General features: G+C 62.4%; 13 protein-coding genes. 10 read left to right on the forward strand and 3 right to left on the reverse strand.

The annotated features are described in order from the left end of the window. Position 1: 1 nt before the first annotated feature. The 3 genes from malF to yejK all read right to left on the reverse strand — a co-directional run bounded on the left by malF (position 2) and on the right by yejK (position 4,353). Positions 2-1,654 carry a maltose ABC transporter permease MalF gene (gene malF, locus ACFWHB_RS13950; protein ID WP_234571140.1) on the reverse strand — a complete coding sequence of 551 codons (1,653 nt, stop codon included), beginning with the start codon at positions 1,652-1,654 and terminating at the stop codon, positions 2-4. A gap of 71 nt (positions 1,655-1,725) precedes the next feature. Next, complete coding sequence (gene malE, locus ACFWHB_RS13955; RefSeq protein ID WP_106887277.1) at positions 1,726-2,907, reverse strand: maltose/maltodextrin ABC transporter substrate-binding protein MalE; 1,182 nt, start codon at positions 2,905-2,907, stop codon at positions 1,726-1,728. 396 nt (positions 2,908-3,303) lie between these two features. Continuing rightward, entirely contained in the window at positions 3,304-4,353 is a 1,050-nt protein-coding gene (gene yejK, locus ACFWHB_RS13960) for a nucleoid-associated protein YejK (RefSeq protein WP_289975426.1), read from the reverse strand. Between the two features lie 73 nt (positions 4,354-4,426). Here yejK and ACFWHB_RS13965 point away from each other — a divergent pair, with 73 nt between their 5' ends. From ACFWHB_RS13965 to hdfR, 10 genes are all read left to right on the forward strand, one after another. Then, positions 4,427-4,654, forward strand: coding sequence for a DUF1414 domain-containing protein (locus ACFWHB_RS13965; RefSeq protein WP_011705556.1), 228 nt, complete (start codon positions 4,427-4,429; stop codon positions 4,652-4,654). A 43-nt stretch (positions 4,655-4,697) separates the two neighbouring features. Then, positions 4,698-6,545: a DUF3413 domain-containing protein gene (locus ACFWHB_RS13970; protein ID WP_163157047.1), complete on the forward strand. Its 1,848-nt coding sequence runs from the start codon at positions 4,698-4,700 to the stop codon at positions 6,543-6,545. A gap of 261 nt (positions 6,546-6,806) precedes the next feature. After that, positions 6,807-8,957, forward strand: a complete 2,151-nt coding sequence (locus ACFWHB_RS13975; RefSeq protein WP_395948683.1) for a TonB-dependent hemoglobin/transferrin/lactoferrin family receptor — start codon at positions 6,807-6,809, stop codon at positions 8,955-8,957. Continuing rightward, positions 8,957-10,996: a prolyl oligopeptidase family serine peptidase gene (locus ACFWHB_RS13980; protein ID WP_395948684.1), complete on the forward strand. Its 2,040-nt coding sequence runs from the start codon at positions 8,957-8,959 to the stop codon at positions 10,994-10,996. The genes ACFWHB_RS13975 and ACFWHB_RS13980 overlap by 1 nt, the downstream gene beginning before the upstream one ends. Positions 10,997-11,031: 35 nt before the next feature. Further along, positions 11,032-13,446 (forward strand): proprotein convertase P-domain-containing protein, encoded by a 2,415-nt coding sequence (locus ACFWHB_RS13985; RefSeq protein ID WP_395948685.1) that lies wholly within the window; start codon positions 11,032-11,034, stop codon positions 13,444-13,446. Between the two features lie 53 nt (positions 13,447-13,499). Continuing rightward, positions 13,500-14,870, forward strand: coding sequence for a DUF1566 domain-containing protein (locus tag ACFWHB_RS13990; RefSeq protein ID WP_395948686.1), 1,371 nt, complete (start codon positions 13,500-13,502; stop codon positions 14,868-14,870). Next, positions 14,867-15,424 (forward strand): DUF1566 domain-containing protein, encoded by a 558-nt coding sequence (locus ACFWHB_RS13995; protein ID WP_171275821.1) that lies wholly within the window; start codon positions 14,867-14,869, stop codon positions 15,422-15,424. Before ACFWHB_RS13990 ends, ACFWHB_RS13995 begins: the two co-directional genes overlap by 4 nt. Before the next feature lie 187 nt (positions 15,425-15,611). Continuing rightward, positions 15,612-16,094, forward strand: coding sequence for a serine protease inhibitor ecotin (gene eco / locus ACFWHB_RS14000; protein WP_005328180.1), 483 nt, complete (start codon positions 15,612-15,614; stop codon positions 16,092-16,094). Positions 16,095-16,384: 290 nt separating this feature from the next. Continuing rightward, positions 16,385-16,744: a DUF413 domain-containing protein gene (gene maoP, locus ACFWHB_RS14005; protein WP_162520133.1), complete on the forward strand. Its 360-nt coding sequence runs from the start codon at positions 16,385-16,387 to the stop codon at positions 16,742-16,744. Next, complete coding sequence (hdfR, locus tag ACFWHB_RS14010) at positions 16,744-17,619, forward strand: HTH-type transcriptional regulator HdfR (protein WP_395948687.1); 876 nt, start codon at positions 16,744-16,746, stop codon at positions 17,617-17,619. The genes maoP and hdfR overlap by 1 nt, the downstream gene beginning before the upstream one ends. Positions 17,620-17,666: the final 47 nt, after the last annotated feature.

Below are 17,666 nucleotides of genomic sequence, written 5' to 3' on the forward strand. Positions count from 1 at the left end.
CTTACAGCTTGTCCGCTTTGGACAATTTCAGGTTGAGCAGTGCAAGCGCGCCGACGATCAGGAAGATGGCGGTGGCGATGGCACTGGCCAGACCGTAGTCCTGACCACCCGAGCCCTGGAACGCGATCCGGTAGGTGTAGTTCACCAGCAGATCCGTGGTCCCGGCCGGGGTACTGGCCCCTATGATGTCCGGCGCCCCGTTGGTCAACAACTGGATAAGCACGAAGTTGTTGAAGTTGAAGGCAAAGGATGCAATCAACAGCGGAGTCAGCGGCTTCATCAGCAGCGGCACTGTGATCTTGAAGAAGTTCTGTACCGGACCCGCACCGTCCATGGCAGACGCCTCATAGAGATCTTCCGGGATGGCCTTGAGCAGGCCCATGCAGAGGATCATCATGTAGGGGTAGCCGAGCCAGGTGTTGACGATGAGGATCATCACCTTGGCCAGGAAGGGGGTGGTGTACCAGTCCGGCTTGATGCCGAACGCCGCTTCCAGGAACAGGTTGATCTCGCCGAAGTTCTGGTTGAACAAGCCCTTGAACACCAGGATGGAGATGAACGCCGGTATCGCATAGGGCAGGATCAGCATGACCCGGTAGAAACCGCGCCCCCTGAGCTGCTCCCACTGCACCAGGCACGCCATCACCATGCCGATGGCCAGGGTGAAGGCCACGGAGCAGGCGGAGAAGATCACCGTCCAGACGAAGATCTGCATGAAGGGACCCTGGATACCCGGGTCTGTCATGATGCGGACGAAGTTCTTCCAGCCCACGCTCACCACGAAGCCAGGGGCCATGCCCTTGCCGACGAAGTGACCGTCAGCATCTATGTACTGATAGAAGCCGGTGTCCGGGTTCGGCAGCATCAGCTCGCCGTTCTGGTTGTCCCGTAGCAGGTTGCCGTCCTTGATAACGACACCGGACTTGAGCACGGCCCCGTCAACCAGCTGGGTATAGAGCGGCTTTTGCGCCGCAAACTTGCGCAGGCTGCTCAGGGTCAGGTGGATGTTGCCATCCGGCAGTACCAGATCCAGGGCGCTCAGGTGAGTGCGGTGATCGACGATGGCACGTATGGGTGCCGCCTGGTCGAGCGCTTCCCCGTTCAGGGGTTGCAGCTGAACAACCTGTGGCTCGTCACGGACCCGTCCTTCACGGACGGCCAGGGTACGCGCCTTGTTGTTCAGCAGGGTAAGGGGTTGACTGATAAAGGATTGGTCGTCCTGTTGCAGCAGCAGCTGAAACTGATTGTTCTCACCACCCAGGAGGGTGAAATCGAATTCACCGCCGGTCACCTTATAGATTTTTTTCAGATGGAAATCCCGTGCCTGCTCGAGAGAGAGCAGGTTGGCACCCGAGTAGTTGGTGAAGGCGATGCCGATCGTGTAGGCAAGAGGGAAGATGATAAAAACAACCATGCCTGCCACACCGGGGAAGATATAGCGGTGGGCATAGGTCTTCTTGTTCATGAAGACATAGAGACCGACAGAAACGACCACCAGATCGAGCAGGGCAAACACCCACTCGCCGCTGGCATACATCATCACGGCCGCATAACCATTAAGCACTGCAATCAGTGCCGCCATGGTCCACTTCAGCCAGACGTACTTGTCTTTCTTCGGACCGGCATAGGATTCGATAGAAGGTACAACTTCCATGCCAATTAACCTTTATTGCGCCAAGAGAGATTGGAGAGAGTGGGAGGCCCGAAGGCCTCCCTGGTGCTAGCTTACTGGACGATGCGCTTGGCAGCGGTATCCAGGGCTTCGTCAACGCTCTGACGGCCAGAGGTGACGTTCTTGAGGGCAGTTTCGAAGGAAGACCAGAAACGGCTCATCTCAGGCACGGACGGCATCGGCTCGCCATTCTGGGCGTTCTGCATGGTGGCCTTGATGTTGGCATCGGATTCCAGAGTCTTCTGGAAGGACTTCAGTGCCACGGCGCCCAGCGGCTTGTCGGCGTTCACCGGTGCCAGACCGGCGTCGGTCAGCAGGTAGTTTTCCAGGAACTCGATGGCCAGATCCTTGTTCGGGCTGGCGGCGTTGATGGTGGCACCCAATACGCCAACGAAGGCTTTGGCCGGCTTGCCGTTCAGGGTCGGCAGCGGCGCTACGCCGTACTTGATGCCGCTCTTGTCCAGGTTGCTCCAGGCCCAGGGGCCATTGATCATCATGGCCACTTCGCCCTTGTTGAACTTGGCATCCATCACACCGTAGTCGATGCCTTTTTCCAGGTGACCGGATTTGATCATCTCGGAGATGTAGCCCACACCGGCCTTGGCGCCTGCGTTGTTCACGCCGGTGTCTTTCACGTCATAACCGGTAGCGGTTTTCTTGAAGGCGTAACCACCGTTGGCAGCCACCAGGGGGTAGCTGAAGTAGGGGGTGTCATAGGCCCACATGATGGCGCGCTTGCCACTCTTCTTCAGCTCTTCGTCGATCTTGGCGATCTCTTCGAAGGTCTTGGGCGGGTTGGGCAACAGATCCTTGTTGTAAATCAGGCTGACGGCTTCGACCGCGACCGGGTAGCCATAGGTCTTGCCATCGACTGCCATGGCGTCCCAGGCGAACTGCTCGAACTTGGCCTTGGTGGCGGCGTTCGGCGTCACTGGCACCAGCAGACCGGCCTTGACCCACTCACCATAACGGTCGTGAGCCCAGAAGAAGATGTCCGGGCCGTTGCCGGTGGCGGCAGCTTGCTGGAACTTCACTTCTACCTGGTCCGGGTGCGCAACGGTCACCTTGATGCCGGTCTCGGCTTCAAACTTCTTGCCTACTTCGGCCAGGCCGTTGTAGCCCTTGTCACCGTTGATCCAGATGGTCAGCTGGCCTTCGTCAATCGCAGCAGTGGCTGAGCAAGCCACACCCAGGGTAGCCAGACCGATCAGGGATGACAGCAATTTCTTTTTCATGAGCCTTTCCTTGTATTAGTTCCGCGCTGTAAGAGCATTGTGTGCGAGATGAATATTATCCCAAGCCTGCAACGCCTCACATGACACGCCTCGCATTTTTGAAATGCAATTACGTATTTTCTTCCAGAAAGTTATGAAAACATTTTCTTATTTCAGCGACTTATCGGGATTTATCGCCATATTTTTGGCCTTACATGGAAAATTAATTACCAAAAAGAAATAAATTTACACCATTGAAAGGGGTTTCACCCCATTGAAAACCCTTTCAACTCCATTATTTTGTTTAATGTGTTAACAAAAGTACCAAGCCGGATTCCAGGTTCATCTCCCCCTTAAATAAAAAGGCACCGGAGCGAACTCCGGTGCCTTTTTGCCAGAAATGGTGACTGGATCACATTATGACTGACGCAGCAGCTGATCCTTGAGGTTGGGCGGCACGCCACGTATGGTCAGGGTGTCGGTCTGGGGATCGTAGAAGACCCGGCTGTTCAGCAATTTCTGCTCGAAGCTGAGGGTCAGGCCGCCACCCGAGCCGACAAACTTGGTCAGGCCGCGCAGGGTGGAGCGATCGGCCGGGAAGCGATCTTCCAGCTCATATTCCTGGCCGATGAAGCTGTAAAAATCGAGATCGCCATCGCCAGGCAATTCCGCCGAGAGCTCCTTGATTTCGATCTCTTCACCGGCACTCGCCTGCTCGGTGCAATATTTGAAGACCTGCTTCTTGTAATCATTGCGCTCGGCGGGTTCGAGCTGGCGGCTGTCGCAGTAATCGTCTACCGCCTGCAGCAAGCCTTTATTTTGTACCTTGGCATCCATGCCCTCGCGGGCACCCAGCAAGTCCATGAAAAAGTCCCCCAGCTTGCGACCGACCCGCCCCTTGCTGAAGGTGATATAACGGCGAGAATCAGGCTGGGTTTTCCATTCGGTCAGATCGATGCGGGCCACCAGGTTGAGTTTGCCGATATCCAGATAATGGATGTGACGCAGGTCCAGTGCCTCGCTGACGGTGACGCTCTCCTTGCCTTCCAGCAGGGCAATCATCAGATAATCGACCCCGACATAGTTGTATTTGGTAATCAGCAGCACGCCCTGCTCGTCCAAGGCGTGCTCCACCAGCTGCTTGACCAGCATCTGGGTCAGGGTGATAGAGAAGGGGACGAATTCGGTCTGCTCGCCAAGCAGCTGTTCGAGGGCGATGCGAAAGGCCGGAGACGGCTGCTTGGGAGCCTCTTCACCTTCTGCCAGCTCGGCGACGGCGGCTTCCGGGTCGGCAAAGAAACCGAAGCCCTTGCCACCCTTGCCGTTGTAGATGCGATGCAGTTCTGCCATCAGCCCTTGCACCGCCTCGTCGGCAGGCAGAGTCTGACTGCGGGTATCGGCGTGCGGCTGACCGTCATTGCCGGCGCGCAGGGAGTGAAGAATGATCTTGTCGATATCGAGACTCATGTCACAAAGCCATAGTGTTAGCCGAAAGGGTGAAGTATTATAAGGCGCTTTGAACCGAGATGAACCCAAGATTATGCCCATCGTATCAAAGTACAATAACGAGCAGTTTGACGCCCTGATGAACGACCTGATCACCGCCCTGGAGAAACACAAGGCGCCGGTGGATCTCAGTCTCATGGTGCTTGGCAACCTGACCACCAACATCATCAACGGTATGGCCCCGGCCCAGCGTCAGGCGATCACCGAGAAGTACATCCAGGCGCTCACCGCCTCGGTGGATCATCGCCACGATGCTCACTGAGTTTCTTCGCATTCTTTGATGTTTTTCAAGCAGATGGATCATTATGGTCGAAACCGGCAACCCCTATCGTGATAACGTCTCTCGCCTGATCACCTGGGGGCATTGGTTCTCCTTCTTCAACATCATCTTGGCCATGCTGATCGCGACCCGCTATCTGGGTTCCATCAGCTGGCCATCGACCACGCTCGGGGTTACCTATCTCATCATCAGCTGGATAGGTCATTTCTCGTTCCTGAGCTTCGTCACCTATCTGCTGACCGTCTTCCCCTTAAGCTTCGTGCTGCCCAGGGAGAAGCCCCTGCGCTTCATTTCGGCCATCATCGCCACCCTGGCGCAGGTGCTGCTGCTCATCGACACCCAGGTCTTCCAGCTGTTCAAGTTCCACTTGAATGGTCAGGTGTGGCAACTGCTGCTGGATCAGGCCCAGACCGAAGAGGGCTCTATCTGGAGCATCATCTTCGTCGCCGTGCCCACCATCTTCCTGCTGCAATTGCTGCTGTCGGCCTATGTGTGGCGCAAGATCAACAAGCGTAAACGCCGCCAGTACGGCAATCAGGTAGGGCTGGCCCTGCTGGTCTGCTTCATGCTGACTCACCTGGTCAACAGCTGGGCCGATGCGACCCTGTATCAGCCCATCACCATGCAGCGCGCCAACTTCCCGCTCTCCTACCCCATGACAGCCCGAAGCTTCCTGGCCAAGCATGGCTGGCTCGATCTCGAGCAGTATGAGAAGAAGGCCGAGAACCAGGGCAGCGCCGAGCATCGTCTGCTCTATCCCCTGCGCCCCCTCAGCGTGAGTGCGCCGAGCGAGCACAAGAACCTGCTGGTGGTAGTGGTCGACTCCCTGCGGGCCGACATGCTCAACAACATCAACATGCCCAATCTGCAGCGCTATGCGGATCAGCACCTCAACTACAGACGCCACATGAGTGGCGGCAACGATGACGCCATGGGGATGTTCGGCCTCTTCTACGGGCTGCCCGGCCACTACTATGGCGACATCCGTGCCGACAAGCGCCCGCCGGTACTGTTTGACGAGATGCTGCGCCAGGACTACCAGTTCGGCCTGTTCGGTGCGCTGGAAGACGCCAAGCAATATCAGCAGAGCCTGCTCGCCGGCCTGCGCAAGCAGGTGTTTGTCTCCCGCCAGAGTGATGACACTCGCCTCATCGGCGACTGGCAGCAGTGGCTTGGCACCCGCACCGCGGACAGACCCTGGTTCTCTCTGGTCTATCTCTCGAGCCCGGGCGATTATCAGGTGCCCGCCAGCCTCAAGGGCCCCTTCCAGCCCGAGCTGACCCGGTTCAACCCAGCCACCGCCTATAGACCCGAGAACCTGCAAAAGCTGGAGAATCGCTACAAGAACTCGGTGTTCTACACCGATCAATTGCTGGAGCAGATGCTCTCCCAGCTGCAGCAGCAGGGACTGAGCGAGCAGACCATAGTCGTCATCACCTCCAATCACGGCCAGGAGTTCAACGAAACCCAGAGCAACAGCTGGGGCTATGGCAGCAACTACTCCCCCTATCAGGTGCAGGTTCCTTTGGTGCTCGCCTGGCCCGGGGTCGAGAGCCAGCCACAGGAGCAGGCAAGCAGCCATCTGGATCTGGTGCCGACCCTGATGAAGGGCATGCTGGGAGTACGCAACCCCCCTCGCGACTACAGCACGGGGCGCAGCCTGTTTGACACCAGCCCGCGCACCTGGCTGCTGGCCGGCGATCAGAATGACTTTGCCATCTATCAGGACAACACCATCACCCAGTTCAACAAACAGGGTGACTTCGAGCTGCTGGATCGCAACACCTATCGCCCCATCAAGCACGGCACCCCGGACATGGGCGCCATGATCCAGGTGATGAACGAGCTCAACCGCTTCTATCGCACCCCCTAGGTGCTCTTATGGATCCAATCAGCCCGCCTTCTCGGCGGGCTTTTTATTGTCTCGAGATCCAGGCGGGACGCACCTCATCCCCTCCCCCGGCCAGTGCCATTCGCAAACGTATGCCCTGCAACTACTGACTCTTCTCTCAAAAAACCTCAGTCCGATCAAGATCATAAAACAAAGATGATAATGATTATCAATCGTTGATGCGGAGGGATTCATCTGCAATAATCCGCGCCCTTCAGGCTTAAATAAAAATCATTATCAACAATGAAAACACTGCTTCACTACTGGCCCATGCTGCTGTCCGGTACAGCCCTGGCCGCCAGCGATCCCGCCGGGACAGATCCCGAACCCAGGACCCACGAGACCATAGTGGTCAAGGGGCAGCGCATCGAGCAGAAGCTGTCCGATGTCTCTGGCTCCATCACAGTCATCACGGAAGAAGAGCTGGATCGCCAGGTCGCCACCGAGCTCACCGATGTGTTCAAGAACGAACCCGGGGTCTCGGTGACCGGCTCAGCCGGTCGGCCGCAAAACATCATCATCCGCGGCATGGGCGGCAACCGGGTGCTCATCATCAAGGATGGAGTGCGGGTCAGCGACGGCTTCGGCGCCGATGACCTCAACGACAAGGTGGGCCGCTTCAGCTTCGATCTCGATGACGTCAAGCAGATCGAGGTCGCCAAGGGGGCCGGCTCCTCCCTGCATGGCTCCGACGCCATCGGCGGCACCATAGTCATCTCCACCAAGCAGCCGGAGGACTACCTGCAGGGGCAGGATGCCTATCTCGGCGGCAAGGTGCTGCAGGATGGCAGCAGCGACAAGCAGAAGCTGAGCGCCACCGGCGCCGCCCGGGTGCTGGATAGCGAGCACCTGCTGCGGGTCTCCGGCTGGCAGGGGCACGAGACCGCCAACTATGACGAGAGCCGCATCCCGGCTGATCTGGACGGCCTCAGCGCCTCCACCAGCTCCCGCTTCCCGTTAAGCGATCACCACCTGCTGCGCCTCGAGCTCGACTACTTCGAGGACAATGCGCAGCGGGATCAGGGACCACGCGAAGTGCCCCAGCCCGACGGCAAGTGGCAGGTGCGCCAATACCACGAGCAGGGCAGCCAGCGCACCCAGGGGGGCAAACTTGGCTGGGAGGCGAGCGATCTCGGCAGCCTGCTGGCGGATCAGTTCACCTGGAGCCTCTATGGCAACCACTCCAAGAACAGCGCCAACAAACGCAGCCTGCTGCAAAACGACCTGCTGAGCGGCTATCCCCGCTACCGCAGCGAGCGGGAGCTCTCGACCTTCACCGAAGACCGCGTCGGCAGCGAGCTGGACGTGCGCCGGGATCTCGTCACCGGCGACCTTGCCCACAAGCTGAGCTACGGCGTCGAGCTGGAGCGTACCCGACACGAGCGGCCGGTGGAGAAGCTGAGCCTAGAGGCGGGCGTGCCCCAGCCCAGCCAGTCCGAGCCCTTCAGCAGTGCCCGCACCGACCGGGCAGGGGTCTGGCTCGGCGACGTGGCCACCCTGGGCCGGTGGCAATTCACCCCCACCTTGCGCATGGATCACCAGTGGCTGCGCCCGCAAGATGGCAATCAGGGCGAAAACCACAGCTGGCATCTCTCCCCGAGCCTGGCCACCAGCTACAGCGTCAACGAGCAGTGGCGCAGCTGGCTCAGCTATGCCAACGGTTTTAGGGCTCCCTCCTACGACAAGGTGTACGGCAACATCCCCCACTACTTCGCCCTGCCGCCGTTCCAGATCATCGCCAACACGGATCTGAAGGAGGAGACCAGTCACAGTTTCGAGTGGGGTTTGAGTGGCGAGGGGGAAAACTGGAGCATCAAGCCGGCCCTCTTCTACAACCGCTACTACAACTTCATCGACTGGCGCGAGGTGGGGCTGCGCCTGAGTGACGGCGTCATACTGCGCCAGTACCGCAACGTGGCCAAGGCCGAGACCTGGGGGGCGGAAATCGCCGCCAGCTACTGGCTGACCCAGGAGTGGGAGCTGGCCACCAAGCTCGGCTGGGTCGACGGGGAAGACAGCCAGGGCGAGGCGCTGCGCACCCTGACCCCGCTCGAGGGCAACACCCGCCTGAGCTACCAGACCCATGACTGGAGCCTAGGGGTGCAGGCGGACTACGCCGCCGCCATGGACAGGGTGCCCAGCTGCGGCAACAGCCTGACCAAGCGCCAGGATGCCTGCCTCACCAGCGCGGGCTGGTTCAGCCTCGCCATGACGGCGGACTGGCTGATCACCGATGCCCTCAAGGTCAACTTCAAGCTCGATAACCTGTTCGACACCCGCTACACCCGCTATCAGGATGTGGCCGGGCTGGAAGCCGGTACCGACGCCGGACTCTTCACCCAGAGCGGCCGCACCTTCAGTGCCAGCCTGCGCTACACCTTCGTGGGGATCTGATGCACAGCCTGCTTGTACTGGCCAGCCTGCTGGCCACCCCGGCCCCTGCCGCCCCGCTTCCTGAGGCAACCCAGGAGGCCGCGCCCCTTATCCCCGAGCGCCCACTGCTGATGAAGGGGGAGATAGCCCGCCTCGATCCCTATGGCGGCTGGCGTGACGACAGTCGCCGCGCCCCCGAGCTGCTGGCGCTGCTGCGCGAGCAGAACCGCTGGACCGAACAGCAGCTCGCCGGCCAGCAGCCGCTTGCGAAGACACTGCAAGCCGAGTGGCAGGCCCGGGAGCGGGGCGAGCCCCTGCCAGAAGAGTGGCTGACCGAGGCCGGCAGCCAGTGGCGCATGGCGGCGGACGGCAGCCTGTGGCAGCGCAGCGACGCAGGCTCCGCCCCCCGCCAGCGGCTGGCCCCCCGTCAACCCGACCAGGGTTATTACGAGATTGCCGCCTGGGCCCTGCACCCGGATTGCCGCCTGCTTGCCCTGGCAGAAGACCACCGAGGGGATAGGGACTACCGCATCACTTTGCTGGATCTGGCGAGCGGCGAGACGCTCGCCTCTTTGCCACACCGCGCCAGCGATCTGCTCTGGAGCCTGGATGGCAAGACCCTCTATACGGTCGCCAACGAGCGCCACACCCTGCGCCCCTGGCAGCTGTGGGCCTGGCAGGCAGGCAAGGAGGCGCTGGTGCACCAGGAGGCCGATCCCGCCTGGCTGCTCAGCCTCTATCGCACCACGGACAAGCGTCACCTCATCTTGCAGAGCAACAACCACGACAGCTCGGAGCAATACCTGCTGGATGAGGGCGGCCCCACCCTGCTCAAGCCCCGTGAGCGCGGGCTCGAGTACTACCTGGATATCCAGGGGGACAGGGTGCTTGTCAAGAGCAACCGGGCCGGAGCCATGGGTCTTTATCAGGCGCCCAGCCTGGCTCAGGTAGCGAACGGGCCCTGGCAACCCCTCTGGTCAGGCGAGGGCCGGGAGCTCGAGAAGTGGCGCCTGTTTGCCCACCACACTGTGCTGCAATACCGCAAGGCCGGGGACGACTGGCTCGATGTGCTGGATGCAGGCGGCAAGCTGACCCACAGCCTGGCGCTCACCGAAGGGGCCGGCACGGCCTGGATCCAGGGTGCCCATGATCCCGCCAGCCAGCAGATCCTGATCCGCCGCCAGGGCATGGCCGAGGCGCCGCACCAGCGCTGGCTGGATCTGGCCTCCGGCACCTGGAGCCAGGAGCAGCCTGCCTCCTCCTCTCCCTACCTGAGCGAGCGGCGCTGGGTGGTGGGCCGGGACGGCGTCCGGGTGCCTGTCTCCCTGGTGTGGCGCAAGGACATTCAGGCGCCCAAGGCGCTGCTGCTCTATGGCTATGGTGCCTACGGCACCCCCATGCGCCCCTACTACCAGCCCCAGGTGCTGAGCCTGCTGGATCGCGGCTTCGTCTACGCCATCGCCCATGTGCGCGGCGGCGGCCTGCTGGGAGAGGCCTGGTACAAGGAGGGTCGCGGCCAGCAGAAGCAACACAGCGTGGACGATTTCCTGGCGGTGGCAGAGAGCCTGGCCCGGGATCCCGCCATCGATCCCGCCCGGCTGTTCGCCATGGGCGGCAGTGCTGGCGGCCTGCTGGTAGCGGCGGCCCTCAATCAGGCGCCGACCCGCTTCGCCGGGGCCGTGCTGCAGGTGCCCTTCGTCGATCTGCTCGGCACCATGCAGGATCCCGAGCTGCCCCTCACCCGCCAGGAGTACGGGGAGTGGGGCAATCCGGCCATCCCGGCCGACTATGCGGCCATGCGCCGCCTGAGCCCCTACGACAACCTGAACGCGGCCCCCTACCCGCCCCTCTATGTGACGGCCGGGCTGCACGACAGCCAGGTGCCCTACTGGGAGCCCCTCAAGTGGCTGGCCCGCCTGCGGGCCCACAGCACAGGGGCCGGACCCTATCTGCTGCACACCGAACTCGAGGGGGGCCACCTGGCCAATCCCCGCACGGCCGAGCTGCGCGCGGCCCGGGAGTATGCCTTCCTGCTCTCCCTTGCGGGGGTCCGTCACTGATGTCCGCATTCACCTTTTCTGTTTTGGAGTCACCCATGAAACCCTCCTCCCTGGCCCTCTGGCTGGCGGCAACCCTGCTCTCCCAGCCCCTGCTGGCGGCCGAGCTGCAGTTTGTCGATGAAGAACCCCTGACCACCACGCCCCAGGCCTGGCTGGAGCAGCGTCTCGGCGTGACCCTCGCCCCCGACTACGACAGGGCCAGCCTGCTCGGCCACCACCATAGCTTCCGCATGCTGGTCAACGGCCTGCCGGTGGCCACCACCCAGGCCGCCGTCAGCATAGACAGCGCCGGCAGACCCTGGCGCCTCTATCACAATCTGCGCCCCCTGCAGAGCGCAGAACCCGGCTGCGATGCCAGCACCAGCCTGGAGCCCCTGCTTGACCAGCTGCGCGCCGACGGCAGCCAGATAGCACCGCTGGGACAGGTCGAAGCCTGGTACTGGCGCGACGGCGACACCCTGGTGCCGGCCCTGCGCCAGCGGGTGAGCGAGCACAAGGCGGGCAATGCCAAGGCCAGCCGAGTCCAGCTGTTTGCCAGTTGCGACGGCGATCGCGAGCTCGGCCGCTGGGGGGATCAGGCGAGCACCCAGGCGCTGCGTACCCCGGATGCGGGGGATCTGCGGGTCCTGGCGCGGGTGTTCGATCCCGATCCCCGCACCCAGTTGCAAGACGCCAGCCTGGTCTGGCATGAGGCCCTGGTGCTGGCAGATGCCGCCTATCAGGACAAGGTGGCACTGCCGGTCACCCTGCTGGGCAATGACTATGTGCTGAGCGGCCCCCACGCTCGAGTGGTGGATGCCATCGAGCCCACCACGACCCCCTACGGGGCAGACAGCCAGCAGGCCTTTCGCCTGACCCGGGACGATCCGGGCTTTGCCGACATCAACGCCTACTACCACCTGGATCTCGCCCAGCGCCACCTCAAGGCGCTCGGCTTCACCGACCTCATCCCCGGCGCCCTCGACATCGACACGGATGCAGGCTATCAGGACAACTCCCTCTACGATCCGTTCGAGCGCAGGCTGGAGCTGGGTCGCAGCGGCGTCCCCGATGCCGAGGATCCCATGGTCATCTGGCACGAGTTCGGCCACGGCGTGCAGCACCACATAGTGCCGGATCTCGGGGAAGAGGGTGACTGGGGCGCCATCGGCGAGGGCTTCGGCGACTTCCTGGCCGCCAGCCATCGCCAGCGCAGCGAGGCGGGCCGCCAGTTCGAGCCCGCCATTGTGTTCAACTGGGATGCCCGTTTCACCGACCGCGCCCCGCGCCAGCTGGACGATGCTCGGGCCCGCTACCACCCGGACTACAACTACCCGGCTCACCGCACCATCAACGGCAGCAACGGGGATCAGCTGTGGGGCACACCGCTGTTCCAGGCCCTGCTGGCATCGGTGGCCGAGCACGGGGAAGGGGCGAGGGACGAGTTCGATCGCGTCATCATCGAATCCCACTTCGGGCTGGGCCCGGCCATCCGCATGCCGCAGCTGGCCCGCATCACAGTGGACACGGCGGCCCGGCTCTACCCGGCGCGCGCCTATGCCCGGCTGCTGGAGCAGGCCTTCCGCCAGCACGGCCTGTTGCAGGCGCCCGTCAACATAGCCCTGGCCGAGGGCAGCGCCCTTGTGCTGGATCAGCGCCAGTCGGTGCAGCTGAACCTGAGCAACCCCGGCAGCAGCCCGGTGACCCTCAACGCCCTGACCCTGTCCCTGCCCGCCGGCTTGCAGGCCGATCCCCAGGCCTGGTCAGCGACCACACTGGCGGCCGGTGCCAGCACCATCGCCACCCTGCGGCTGCTGGCCACCAGCCCGCTGGCCTGTGGCGACGAGGTGAGCCTGCCGATAAGCCTCGCCATGAGCGGCACCAGTCCGACCGAGCGTCAGTGGCAGCAGTCGCTGACCCTGCCCATAGGCACCCCCGTCATCAGCCGGGCCAACGGCCAGCCACTGGCCCTCAAGGATGCCCAGAGCGAGGAAGTGCGCGGCATCAGCGAAACCAGCCTGGTGCTGGAGAAGATCGACGCCCGGGTGAGCGATCGCCTGCAACTGAACCTGGACTTGCAGCACCAGGCCCTCGATGAGCTGGAGATCTGGCTCAACTCCCCCTCAGGCACCCGCATCCAGATCTGGGACAGGGGGTACAGCCCGTTGCCACGGCTCAAAGGGGTCTTCCCCACCGAACTACTGCCCCTGCAACCCTTCACTCCCCTGGAGGGAGAGCCGCTGGCCGGTCGCTGGACCCTGGAAGTGGTGGACAGCAAGCCGGGCAATCAGGGGCGCATCAACGGCTGGAGCATCAGCCAGCGCATCGGCGCCCAGTGTGGTGAGCCCGTAGCCCCGCCGGATGACGGCATCATCCACTTCAACACCGCGGACAGCAGCGGGGGCGGAGCCCTCAACCTGCTCTGGCTGCTGCCGCTGGCCCTCTGGCGCCGCCTCTGCCGTCGCACCTGATCCATCCCCATAAAAGCAAAAAAGAGGGGCCGAGGCCCCTCCAAGGACAAGAAATGAAGATGAGAATGACCTCGCTGGCCTGCCTGCTGGCCCCCCTGCTCAGCGCCTGTGGTGGTGGCGAGTCCGACGATGCGCCCCTGACGCCCCCCGACTATCGCCTGACGGTCCAACTGCCTGCGGCGGGCACCCTGTGCGTCAACCTGAACCAGAACGACAGTTGCGAGCCCGGCGAGCCCGTGGTCAGTGGCGAGGCTGGCGCCCGTCAGCTGAGCGCCAGCGCCCCCGGCCTGCTCACCAGCCCCTTGCTGTTCATCCCCCGGGATCCGGGCGCCCTGACCCTGACCCACCCGGCGGCGCGCCTGGACGATCAGCGCCTCACCCCCACCCCCTTGAGCACACTGTTGCAGACCCGGGTCGCGGACGGGATCCCGCCGGCCCAGGCCCTGGCCGAGCTGCTGCTCGCCCTGGCGCCCCTGCAACCGGGTCAGGGACTCGCGGCCCTGGCGCTACTGGAAGAGTTCAACAGGGCACTGGAAGCGCTCGCCCTGGCGGCACGCGATGACGCCGCCAGCTTGCCCGCTCTCGCCGCCAGCGATCGCCAGCGCCAGATCTGGCAGGGGCTGGTCACCCTGCTGCCCGAGCTCGCCCAGCACTTTGCCGCCAGCCCCGAGCTCCTGAGCCAGCAGGCAAGGCTCGCCGCCGTGCTGCAGCAGCAACAACCCCGGGCCCTGGTGACCGCCGGCGGCGTCACCACCTACACGGACGGGGTGGATTACCTGCTGACCCAGGAGCCTGCGGATCACCCGGGCCAGGAGGCGAGTCTGGACCAGGCGCCCCTGCGCTATCGCAAGCTGGACGGCAAGGGGCAGCCCCTGGCGGACAATGCCGACGAGTGGGAGTGCGTGGAGGATCTCAACACCGGCCTCATCTGGGAGAAGAAGCTCGATGATGCCGACAGTCCGCGGGATCTGCACAGGGTCTTCGCCTGGGAGTTTGGCAACTATCACCCCAGTCAGGCGGAGCTGGATTATGCCTGCCCCCAGGGGGAGGCCATCTGCTCCACCGAGCAGTATCGCCAATGGCTCAATGCGCAGCGGCTGTGCGGCATAGGGCACTGGCGTCTGCCCACGGCCCTGGAGCTCGGCAGTCTGCAACACTACGGCTCCCTCGCCCGCCAGGATGGCCAGCTGGTCAGCCTGGATGTGCGCTACTTCCCCGACGTCGGTCCCTCGAGCGGCGACTTCGATGGCAGCTACTGGACCCAGACCCTGACCCCATCCCGGCGCCTCGAGAGCGTCCCCATCGCCGTCATCAGCCCTCAGTTCCTGGGGGAGGATGCGGGCACCGATTACCCCTATGGCGTCCAGAACGAAAATGAAATCAATGCCATACAACTGCGCCTTGTGGCCGAGGTAACCCGATGAACAAGTATCTTCTGACCCTGCTGCTCACCCTGTGCAGCCCGCTGGCACTGGCCATCGCCATCTGCGACGACACCATGCCGCGCACCAGCCCAAGCTCCCGCTTCCTGGATCGCGGCAACGGCACAGTCACCGACCGGGCTTCCGGCCTCACCTGGATGCGCTGCCAGCTCGGTCAACGCTGGCAAAATGGGAGCTGCAGCGGCGAGCCGACCCGGCTCTACTGGCAGCAGGCCCTGCTGACCGCAGAGCGGATCCGCACCGAGCCGAGCCATGCCCTCCACGGTTTCGGCGGCCATACCGATTGGCGCCTGCCCACCATCAAGGAGCTCACCAGCATACTGGAGTCCGCCTGCTACAAACCCGCCCTCAACGAAACCCTCTTCCCCCGCGCCATGGCCGGTGACGGCAAGGAGGTGAACGACGGCTATGTCTACCTCTGGTCCTCCACCCCGGTACCCGCCAGCAAGGGGGTCGCCTATCTGGACATCACCAGTGGCGCCGTCGGCATGCGAGCCCCCGGTTCCTGGGCGAAGCAGGTGCTGCTGGTAAGGTGAGCCGTCCGGGCGGGGACTCCCCTGCCCGGTTTACTCCCGAATGGCCTTTTTGTGGTGGAAGGCGTCAAAAAAGCATCAAATTACGTCACCCTGTGCCGGTTCAGGCAGGTTTTGCGCGCCGGAGCGCTGGCGTGAAACGGGCAGAGCGGTTAGTCTAGCGGCGTTGAACCAATCCCATGAGGTACAGATGAAAACCGTATTGCGTTTTAGCCTGCTGGGCGCCTTGTTACTGGGCGGCCATGCCTTCGCCGCCGAACCGAAAAAATTTGATATCAGCATGTTCCCTGCCGCCGAAGTGAACCAGGAACGTGTCGTGATCCGCCTGCCGGAAGTCGAAAACGAAGCCGACATGATGGTCGAGCTGCAAGTGGGCAAGAAGATGCTGGTGGACTGCAACCTGCCCCGCTTCGCCGGCAACCTGGAACAGCACAGCGTCAAGGGCTGGGGCTACAACTACCTGACCCTGGGCCAGGTCTCGGGTCCCGTCAGCACCCTGATGGCCTGCCCGGATGGCCAGAAGAAAGAGAGCTTCGTCCAGATCTATGGTCAGGGCTTCTTCGTGAACTACAACTCCAAGCTGCCGTTCGTCATCTATGTGCCGCAGGAGTATGAAGTGCGCTACCGTCTGTGGCGTGCCGACAACCTGGCCCAGCCAGCCATGATTGAATGAGTGTCCAACGCTCAGGTTCAGCCAATTCATGCACAAATAAAGGCGCCGTATGGCGCCTTTATTTTATTGTTTTCACCCCGCAGAGAGCGGGCGCAGCTGTACAAAACCTGACATAACTCCACTATTTTTCAGGCTTTTTGTGCAGCTGACCGCAAAATTCACCCTCGGGATGAGACAAAGGCTGTTCGATAAAAGATATTTATTAACATAGTAAGAAAATTGATTTTGCACTCTGCGACGGCCTGATGATACTTGCCCGCAAAGGTCAAACTAACCAGAACAAGAGCACTATGAGCTTCGAATCAGACAAGCGTTTCAACGACTTCAAACATTTTCCCCGTGGCCTGCGTCGCAGTGGCGAATTCACCGTGGCCGAAGCGGACAGTCTGGAAAAATATGGCACTGTGATGCTGGCGCTCTATCAGGGCAACCTGGCCCCACGCGATGACGTAGAAACTGCCTTCATCGAGCAGGTCAAGTCTGGCGCAGCCGGCAGCAACCCCCACGCCAAGGTATGGTTCAAGTACCTGAAGGTGATTGGTCCCAAGCGGGTGCACCGTCTGTGCACAGTCGCGGGTGGCGCCAATGAGGACACGGGCGGCAGCTTTGAAGGTGGCGGCGGTGGTGGCAGCGACGAGTCCCTCGATTAATGGATACCGAGCTGCTTCGGACCTTCATCGAGGTCAGCAAGACCCGGCACTTTGGCCGGGCCGCCGAGAATCTCTACCTGACCCAGTCGGCGGTGAGCTTTCGGATCCGCCAGCTCGAGCAACAACTCGGGGTCAGCCTGTTTGCCCGCCATCGCAACAACATCCGTCTGACCGCCTCGGGTGAGCGTCTGCTGCCCTATGCAGACGCCATCTTGCACACCCTGGGCCGCGCCAAGCAGGACGTGGCCCTCTCCCCCGGTTTCAGCCAGCAGCTCGCCATAGGCGCGCCCGCTGTGTTCTGGGAGCTCGACTTCAACGACTGGCTCAACCATGTCTATGCGCTGGCCCCCGGCCTGGCGGTGCGGCTCGAAACAGCCTCCCGCGAGCACCTGTGCCGCCAGTTGCTGGAGCGATCTCTCGACTTGGCCCTGCTCTCCGAGCCGACCAAGATAGACGAGATAGCCCTGCACCCCATAGGCGAGCTGGTGTTCGAGCTGGTGAGCCGGGAGCCTGCCGCCAATGCGGACAGCCTGATGCAGATGCCCCATATTCACCTCGACTGGGGCACCAGTTTCGAGCCGCCCTCGAGCCGGTTGCAGAGCCTGCAGAAGACCCCTGTGCTGCATTCGAGCTCAGCCAGCATGGCGCTGCAGTTCGTGCTGGCCAATGGGGGCGCCGCCTATCTGCCACGGCGTATGGTGAGCCCCTTCCTGGAGCAGGGACAACTGCACCTGGTGGAAGGGGGGCAGGCGCTGAGCCGCCCGCTCTACCTCGCCTATCTGGAGAAATCCGATCGCCGGGAGCTGATCGATCAGCTGCTCACCCTGCCGCTGGGTTGGGATAGCGCCGATCTGCGGCTACCATCCGCCGAGTAGCCGGGCTTCAGCCTGACCAACATGAAAAAAGGGGCCAAGCGGCCCCT

Source organism: Aeromonas mytilicola subsp. aquatica (genome assembly GCF_044336385.1).
Taxonomy (GTDB): Bacteria; Pseudomonadota; Gammaproteobacteria; order Enterobacterales; family Aeromonadaceae; genus Aeromonas; species Aeromonas rivipollensis.